The organism is Petrachloros mirabilis (assembly GCF_975968855.1).
Window position 1 is genome coordinate 1 of sequence record NZ_CDLUDY010000264.1, and the last position, 7,413, is coordinate 7,413.

Sequence of the window (7,413 nt, forward strand, 5' to 3'; positions counted from 1 at the left end):
CGACATTCCCACACCATAACCCTCTCGGAAATAGCCCGGAATGTCCCATTTCCCCTCCCGAATCACAATGTACGTTTTGGTAATCCCTGCTGTCTGAAACTTTTCCATCAAATACTGACTGACAACTTTCGGTCTCGGCGTTCCGGTCTGTTCGTCGCGGCTAAACCCGACTGGAAACATCTCTTTACTGCAGGGGAATGGCTGAAGTCGCTTGGCCTGCCCTGCGGCCGGAATGAGTCCCACGACTTCCGGCCAGGTTCGATCCGACTGGGTGAGTGGAGATGCGCTCATCGTGGCACATTATCTCCGGTTTCTCTTTGCGAGTCCATCCACCGCGGCGTTCATATCTGAACTGTCCCCTCTCCGATGGTCTTGTCTTCAGGGGAAACGTTACGGTACTTTCGCTGCAAGATCTCTATCACGCCGCAGAACGCTATGAGAATGCCCCCTGAATTGCCCCTCCGTGTCGTCTATCAGATCGATGTAGCGGAACGATTGTGTTATGTGGACGAAGGATTTCGGCGAGCCGCGGTGGCCGCCGATGTTGAGGACCTGCCGGACCGGGTCTTAGGAACCCCCCTTTTCGATCACCTTGCCGGGCAGCCTACCAAACATTGGTATCGCCATCTCCTGGAGCACACGAGGAAGCATGGAACTGCCTCGTTCGAATTCCATTGCGATACGCCACACGTTATCAGGCTTCAAAGGATGGACATGCTACGCTTACCGGATGGAACTATCCAATTCATGGCTCAAACACTTTCCACGCATCCTCGGGCGTATACGAAGCCGCTGGACTGGTCCCTTCCTCGAAGTAATAAACGCATTCTGATGTGCTCATTTTGTCAGCGCATTTCGTCCGTCATTGGATGGACCGACGTCGAACGGGCGGCCCAGGTCGTTCAAGTGTTCGAAGAGCCGATTCCACCGGCCATTGACTACACCATTTGCCAGGAGGATCAGGCACGCCTGGAGAAACTTCTCCAAGAAAGACTTGATTGATTCCCGAAGCGGAGGACGAGCCCGCCTGATGGATTCGGTCGGTCTCGTGTGAACGATTTGACGAACAGGCCGGTTACTCAGCCACGTTTGAGCTCCCGTAACTTTTCAGCGATCCAAAAGCCCACATAGACGGGAGGCATCAACAGCCCGTTGTAGAAGAGTTTTAACAAGGTAGATCCTATGCCCGGCTCTCTCCGCCCTTCATCCGCATTCCACATGGCAATGAACGGGGCATTGATCGTGCGAAAACGTGTGCACCATGCTTGAATTTCCGCGGCTGAACGACCACTCTCGCTGATAAGTGCTTTGGCCACAGCCTCGTCATCATCCAATTCTCGGAGAAGCTCAAGAACGCGAGCATCGTTCGTACGAAGAAACTTCAGGAGCTTGCCATCGGCATAATCGAAGTCACCGAAGAGGTAACTGTTCATGAGATCCCGGCCTTGACGGCGGGTCTCCAGGACTTGACGTCCCTTGTCCAACATGCGCGGCAGCCAGATACATCCCAGCAATTCCGCATTCCAGGGACGAGGCATCCAGTTTTCTGCGTTCATACGATCAACCGCTCCTGAAAATTATCGGATACACACAGGATTTTAGCGCGCACGAAGTTCAGCCTCTACAGCTCCAGCACCTATCGGCATGAAACGATCGTGGCAATTGTATCTGCGCTTTAGAGGAAAGAAAAGGGAGCAAGAATCTGTTCTCAATACAATGGAAATTTGAAAGCATGATTTCCCCTTTGCCGGTTCGCTCCACCCTTTCACTGAACAAAGATTGCTTTGTCCCTGCTTGCTTCAATGATACGTTGAGGTCATCAAAAAACAGCGGCACAGGAGGTGTCGCACCCGTGATTGATGTTCAGGATCCTGTTCGCAACCTTATCCTCAACACCTGCTTCTTCGCGATAGCGTTTTTGGTGATCGTTTCGCTCGTTCCATGGAAATCATTGGGAGCGAATCGAGTGAGCCGATTGCTTCGCTGGCTACCTCTACCCATGCTTGGTCTTGCAGTCCTGTACGAAAGCACCATGCCGTCGCGATTCGACATACGAATAGATTTGCTTCTGTTGCTCCCGGCCTATGTGCTGATCGCCATATCCTCGATCGTGAGGTACGTGGGTTGGAGACGCGCCAATGCGTCCCCGAGGCTAGAATCCAAGCCGAATTGAATTCATGACGGACATACCTCATTGCGTACATGACGAACTTACCTCGGCATCCGGCGCAGGCCCGCCTCAGCACTCTGGCGACGGCCGTCGGGCCGGCTTGTTGCTTTCGCAACTTGACTCATGCCAAGCCGTTGCTATGTAGTACCGATACCGATGTTGCAATGTGCCTTGCAAAGGAGATTGACCATGAACACGGATGAGATTCGCGATACGGTGAAGGATAAATATGGAAAGGTCGCTCTCCGAGTGATCACGGGCAAGGACGCTCAAACTGAGGGGAGTTCATGTTGTAGCCCGGTGGTCGATCCTCGCAAGCTCGATCCGATTATCTCGAATCTCTATACCGATCGTGAGACAAACGGGTTACCGGCGGAAGCTCTGGCGGCTTCGCTCGGGTGCGGCAACCCAACAGCACTGGCAGAATTGCGCCCGGGTCAGGTTGTGCTCGATCTGGGGTCCGGAGGCGGCATAGACGTCTTGCTCTCGGCCAGACGAGTGGGTCCCGCAGGCAAGGCCTATGGACTCGACATGACTGAAGAAATGTTGGCGCTCGCCCGAGAAAATCAAAGGAAAGCGGGTGTATCTAACGTCGAGTTTCTCAAAGGCGAAATTGAACAGATTCCCCTGCCCGATCAGTCGGTGGATGTCATTATTTCCAATTGCGTGATCAACCTGTCCGGCGACAAGCCGCGTGTTCTCAAAGAAGCCTTCCGTGTACTTCGCTCTGGCGGGCGCTTAGCGGTTTCCGATATCGTCGTGCGAGGATCTGTGCCGCCGGAGATCAAAAAGAGCATGGAACTCTGGGCAGGCTGCGTCGCAGGAGCATTAGAGGAACAAACCTACCGGTCTCTCTTGGAGCAGGCAGGCTTTCAACAAATTACCATTGAGCCGACCAGGATCTATAGTGCACAAGATGCCAAGGAGTTCCTTTCGGGGTCCGGTATGGACATTGAGCAGATCGCCCGCGAGGTAGATGGAAAATTCATGAGTGCTTTCGTCCGGGCCGTCAAACCTGCTCGATCTTGAAACCGGAAGACACCATGAACGTCGTGCAGGTATTACACGCCGTCGCGGTGGACCGTTTGCGGCGAAAAGGCCGGGAGGCAGACGGCAAGATACTCGGCCCCGTCGGGTCCCGGCGTACTGTACCGCACCCATTTGCCGCGCGGCGTCACCACCGCCTGCCCTGCCAGGACGTCCAGCATCTCCTCCTTCGTTTCCACCCGCAGCATCCCGCTTAAGACCACCGTGTATTCTTCGAACTCCGGCGTCTGCCCGGGCTCTTCCCATCCTGACGGACTCTGCATGCGGGCGATGCTCAAAGCCGCCGTGCCGGAGTTCACCCGCCCGATGAATTCGTCGATCAGTTTCGGTTTGTTCCCTGCTGCCTGAATTCTCGTTGGACGTTCAATAAGAATTGCCATTGGACCTCCTTTACCCATAGCTTCGTGCTTTGCCGCAAATCGCGAGACACGTCCCGATTGTGCCAGTGATAAAACCGATAACCCGACACACTGTCAAGATGTCGATGGCGAAGGGAGAGGCTCGAGAAGAACAGTCTCCCTCCGTTGTCTTCGATATGCCTGCGTCGTTCTCCGTGTTGGACCGCACAACCCAACCCATGATAAATGAAGAACAGTCAGAATCCAGAAAGGAGGATTGTGAAATGCCTTCAACACACGAAGTTCTCGAGCACCATTTGACGTCTTTCGACGCGGGCGACCTCGCCGGCATATTATCTGACTATGCGCCCGGTGCCGTCCTGTTCACGCCAAACGGACCCCTCAGGGGACCGGACGCCATCAAACCGATGTTCCAAGCAATGCTTGCGGAATTCAGGAAACCCGGCACAACATTCACGATGAAGCAGCAGTCGGTTGATGGCAACTTTGCTTACATTGTCTGGAGCGCAGAGACTGCCGATAACGTGTATGAGCTGGCAACGGACACGTTTGTTGTCCAGGAGGGCAAAATCGTGGCCCAATCTTTCGCCGGCAAGATTGTACCTAAGGTTTGAATCCGCGACTTTTTCTTAGGAACTGAAACTTATTGAGCACCATTTCAGAAAGAACAGTGTCATTGACTTGTACAATTCATCGTACGAGGTACGTGATGAAGGCCGAAGAACTCCGATCCCTCCAAGCCCCCCTCAAAGACCGTTATCGCAAACATCCCGATGCCGCAATTGTGACCCTTAAAGCTGAGGGACGAATCGGAGCCGGAATTACATGCAAGGTCGGGACTGGCAAGGCTCTTGTTGAAGCCGGTCTCCATCCGGCCACAGGCGGTACCGGACTCGCGGTCTGCTCCGGCGACATGTTGCTAGAGGCGCTCGCGGGTTGTGCCGGAGTCACCCTGGGAGCGGTTGCCACCGCGATCGGTGTTGAGATTCGTGAAGGCACAGTCCGCGCGGAAGGCGACTTGGATTTTCGCGGCACGCTCGCGGTCTCTAAAGACACCCCCGTCGGGATTCAGCGCATCCGGCTTTTCTTCGAACTCGAGACAGATGTAACGGAGGAACAGCTCACCACACTGCTCCGACTCACCGAACGGTACTGCGTCGTCTATCAAACACTCCGTCATCCACCGGAAATAAGCATCTCTCACCGCATGCTCACATACTGACGCGCGCACTGCTTTGCGGTCCCTCGGAACCCAGGTAACTTCATGTCGCACTTTCAGCGCCCGTCTGAACCAATTACCTGCTCATGAATCATTGAAGATTCCAATCCTTTTTACAACAGCAATAGACCGCTCTACCCTTACGCAGTAGAATGTGACCCTCGTTCATTCTCCTCAGCGTCTTCCAACAAAAGGAGTCCTCTGATGCTCGCACTTTGGCCGATTTTCGTGACCGTATTTCTTGCCGAACTGGGAGACAAAACCCAACTCGCCACGCTGTTATTCGCGGCCGATCTACACACCAGCAAGCTCGGAGTATTTGCTGCGGCTTCTTCGGCGCTCGTGCTCTGCACTTTACTCGCAGTGCTGGTAGGCGGCCAACTTCCTCTCTACATCTCGCCTCGGATGCTAAAGCTATTGGCAGGAATCGGATTTATCGGGGTTGGAATCTGGACCTTGTGCGATCTCCGCGCCAGCTAGCCTCCAGGAGCCCCGGGAAGAGAATGGAGAAACCGCGATACTTTTCACAGCCACTGTGAACCAGGAATCGATTTCCCAGCACATATCAATCCGGAGGACACATCGGACATGCTGATAGCTGTGGGACAAGGCGAGGGCGGGACGATAATTACTCGATAGGTCTCAGTGTCGCGGGAGGTCGGATGGGCTTCCTCTGATTTTCGAAGTCCTGCTCAATCAGCTTCAAGGCCTTTAGTTGGGACTCTAACTCCTCAATGCGCTTATCCCGTTCTCGTATTTCCCTCTGGAGAGCTTGTACTTTAACCGACATGTCGACAGCCTGATCATTTGTACGTGCCAAAGAGGAGTCAGCGGCCATTTTGCACCCGCCCAATATAATCGCCAATGCGATGGCAGCACACACGGTACTACACATCATTTCCCAGCTGGATTTCTTACTCTCCACGTGCGTCACCAGGCGCCACATCTTGCCTCGGAATCGTGTCTCTGACCTTGAGAAAAAATAGAACACAATGCGGGTCCTGCTGTCCAACATTTGATGCTCTATCACGGACCTCAAAGCAGACTATTTCTAATCCTATCTTGAGATGTGCTACTTCTTCTCCTTGGGCGATTCCTGATCCGACTTTTTCTCTGAACTCTTTCCGGTGATCTTCTTGAATGCCTTTCCGATGGCGGAACCAATCTTCGGGATTTCTTTTTCCACATTATGTGCCGCGTTTTTCAAGCCACGCCCCAGATCTTCGACAGTCGTCCCTTTGCCTTCTTCGGATGCCTGTTTGTCCGCGGCATTCGACACAGATTCAGCCGCCTGACTCATTACTAACAGCAGCACCCCCGCGATAATGGACGCTCGTTTCATAGTCGACCTCGCATACATAAAATTATAGCAGGCTGACCGTCTGGGCTTGACATGGCTCGCAAGAGCTCAGTTGGGTATCCTAGCAGGGAACAGTCCCGCGCTCTACAGCATCCGCGCCTCACTCCTCCCGCCTATCACACGGCACCTAGGAGGAGCCTCGCAGATTCATTGGACCGGGCCGCGTATATTGCGCAACATACTTCAACGTTCACCTGAGATTCGTGCGCCAACCACGTTCACTGCACAGCAGATTCATGGACCCCTGCGTTCGCATCTCCTTCGGAATGAAGGGTAATTCTAGAAAGCCTGAGTCCATTTAACCAAGGGACATGGATTCGACGACAATTGTTCAATGTTAGGACACTCGTTCCTCGTGGAAATTCCCCCAAAGAACCTTGAACTGACGAGCCTGGTCATGTAGAAGACTCCCGTTGCTGACCCGGTTGGCACGGGAGAATTTCTACCGATTGGTCCGGGGAATTATTGGCTAATTGAAGTAAGCAGACATTTTCATACTTTTATTTTGCGGAGGAGGATTCCGATGGGCAAACAATTTATCATTGCGATTTTGGGGCTGACCGCTCTCTTCATGAACGCCTGCGCCAGTGAGGTCACAAAACCAACGCCCACCCTCTACGAGCGATTGGGAGGCAAAGAGGCGATCAAGATGGTCATCAATGACTTTATTGATAAGCTTGGCAGCGATAAGAGGATCACGAACCAAAAAATTATCGATCGCGTGGCGAGTATCGATGTCAGCAAACTAAAAATGCACCTCACGGATCAAGTCTGTATGGCGACGGGCGGACCCTGCACGTACACAGGGCGCTCCATGAAGGAAGCTCATGCCGGCATGGACATCACGGAAGCAGAGTTCAACATCATGGTCGACGATCTGGTTCAAACTCTGAATGCCTACAAGGTTCCGAAGAAAGAGCAAGACGAGTTACTCGCACTCTTAGCACCGATGAAAGGCGACGTCGTCCAGGCTCCCTAACTCAGTTACAGGCAGAAGGCAGGAACACATCGCAGATCCGCTCTCGGCGTGTTCCTGCACACACCCCTCACGCTCCACAAGGGCGATGGGTCCAGCGACTTGCAAGCGTTCGGGGAGCCTTTCTTCGGGGAGCCTTTCATTGAGGTCTGCACCGCCAGCGGGAGGCCGTGCGGTTTCACCCTCGTTGGAGCCAGCCGCCCTCACCGTCCGTCGCCCTATTCCCCCGCGCACGGCGGCATGGCAACATTCCCCAAGCCGCCGTGCGCGGGGGAATAGGGC

10 protein-coding genes and 1 pseudogene are annotated in these 7,413 nt (G+C 53.8%); 7 read left to right on the forward strand and 4 right to left on the reverse strand.

What is annotated here, in order from left to right; all coding sequences use genetic code 11:
• Positions 1-291, reverse strand: a pseudogene (locus ACWVCN_RS11160) (hypothetical protein); the annotation flags it as partial.
• 144 nt (positions 292-435) lie between these two features.
• Between ACWVCN_RS11160 and ACWVCN_RS11165 the strand changes: the two are divergent.
• Positions 436-1,002 carry a hypothetical protein gene (locus ACWVCN_RS11165; RefSeq protein ID WP_455245785.1) on the forward strand — a complete coding sequence of 189 codons (567 nt, stop codon included), beginning with the start codon at positions 436-438 and terminating at the stop codon, positions 1,000-1,002.
• A 77-nt stretch (positions 1,003-1,079) separates the two neighbouring features.
• Here the strand turns inward: ACWVCN_RS11165 and ACWVCN_RS11170 are convergent, their stop codons facing one another.
• Positions 1,080-1,556 carry a hypothetical protein gene (locus tag ACWVCN_RS11170; RefSeq protein ID WP_455245786.1) on the reverse strand — a complete coding sequence of 159 codons (477 nt, stop codon included), beginning with the start codon at positions 1,554-1,556 and terminating at the stop codon, positions 1,080-1,082.
• 296 nt (positions 1,557-1,852) lie between these two features.
• Here ACWVCN_RS11170 and ACWVCN_RS11175 point away from each other — a divergent pair, with 296 nt between their 5' ends.
• Together ACWVCN_RS11175 and ACWVCN_RS11180 are read left to right on the forward strand one after the other, a co-directional pair.
• Positions 1,853-2,173 (forward strand): hypothetical protein, encoded by a 321-nt coding sequence (locus ACWVCN_RS11175; protein ID WP_455245787.1) that lies wholly within the window; start codon positions 1,853-1,855, stop codon positions 2,171-2,173.
• Positions 2,174-2,359: 186 nt separating this feature from the next.
• The gene (locus ACWVCN_RS11180) at positions 2,360-3,199 is read left to right on the forward strand and encodes an arsenite methyltransferase (protein ID WP_455245789.1); all 840 of its coding nucleotides are present in this window, start codon (positions 2,360-2,362) and stop codon (positions 3,197-3,199) included.
• A gap of 32 nt (positions 3,200-3,231) precedes the next feature.
• Here the strand turns inward: ACWVCN_RS11180 and ACWVCN_RS11185 are convergent, their stop codons facing one another.
• On the reverse strand, positions 3,232-3,597 hold the full coding sequence (locus tag ACWVCN_RS11185) for a cupin domain-containing protein (RefSeq protein WP_455245790.1): 366 nt from the start codon (positions 3,595-3,597) through the stop codon (positions 3,232-3,234).
• Positions 3,598-3,839: 242 nt separating this feature from the next.
• Here ACWVCN_RS11185 and ACWVCN_RS11190 point away from each other — a divergent pair, with 242 nt between their 5' ends.
• From ACWVCN_RS11190 to ACWVCN_RS11200, 3 genes are all read left to right on the forward strand, one after another.
• Entirely contained in the window at positions 3,840-4,190 is a 351-nt protein-coding gene (locus tag ACWVCN_RS11190; protein WP_455245791.1) for a nuclear transport factor 2 family protein, read from the forward strand.
• Positions 4,191-4,285: 95 nt separating this feature from the next.
• Entirely contained in the window at positions 4,286-4,798 is a 513-nt protein-coding gene (locus ACWVCN_RS11195; RefSeq protein ID WP_455245793.1) for an OsmC family protein, read from the forward strand.
• 201 nt (positions 4,799-4,999) lie between these two features.
• The gene (locus ACWVCN_RS11200; protein ID WP_455245795.1) at positions 5,000-5,275 is read left to right on the forward strand and encodes a TMEM165/GDT1 family protein; all 276 of its coding nucleotides are present in this window, start codon (positions 5,000-5,002) and stop codon (positions 5,273-5,275) included.
• 592 nt (positions 5,276-5,867) lie between these two features.
• Here ACWVCN_RS11200 and ACWVCN_RS11205 read toward each other — a convergent pair.
• Positions 5,868-6,137: a hypothetical protein gene (locus ACWVCN_RS11205; RefSeq protein WP_455245796.1), complete on the reverse strand. Its 270-nt coding sequence runs from the start codon at positions 6,135-6,137 to the stop codon at positions 5,868-5,870.
• 541 nt (positions 6,138-6,678) lie between these two features.
• On the opposite strand from ACWVCN_RS11205, the gene ACWVCN_RS11210 reads away from it, so the two are divergent.
• A complete protein-coding gene (locus tag ACWVCN_RS11210) occupies positions 6,679-7,134 on the forward strand; it encodes a group I truncated hemoglobin (RefSeq protein ID WP_455245798.1) in 456 nt (151 codons plus the stop codon).
• Positions 7,135-7,413: the final 279 nt, after the last annotated feature.

Coding starts and splice junctions, on each gene's coding strand:
- ACWVCN_RS11185 (WP_455245790.1), bottom strand. CDS start 3,597: ATGGCAATTCTTATTGAACGTCCAACGAGAATTCAGGCAGCAGGGAAC.
- ACWVCN_RS11165 (WP_455245785.1), top strand. CDS start 436: ATGAGAATGCCCCCTGAATTGCCCCTCCGTGTCGTCTATCAGATCGAT.
- ACWVCN_RS11170 (WP_455245786.1), bottom strand. CDS start 1,556: ATGAACGCAGAAAACTGGATGCCTCGTCCCTGGAATGCGGAATTGCTG.
- ACWVCN_RS11180 (WP_455245789.1), top strand. CDS start 2,360: ATGAACACGGATGAGATTCGCGATACGGTGAAGGATAAATATGGAAAG.
- ACWVCN_RS11205 (WP_455245796.1), bottom strand. CDS start 6,137: ATGAAACGAGCGTCCATTATCGCGGGGGTGCTGCTGTTAGTAATGAGT.
- ACWVCN_RS11200 (WP_455245795.1), top strand. CDS start 5,000: ATGCTCGCACTTTGGCCGATTTTCGTGACCGTATTTCTTGCCGAACTG.
- ACWVCN_RS11210 (WP_455245798.1), top strand. CDS start 6,679: ATGGGCAAACAATTTATCATTGCGATTTTGGGGCTGACCGCTCTCTTC.
- ACWVCN_RS11195 (WP_455245793.1), top strand. CDS start 4,286: ATGAAGGCCGAAGAACTCCGATCCCTCCAAGCCCCCCTCAAAGACCGT.
- ACWVCN_RS11190 (WP_455245791.1), top strand. CDS start 3,840: ATGCCTTCAACACACGAAGTTCTCGAGCACCATTTGACGTCTTTCGAC.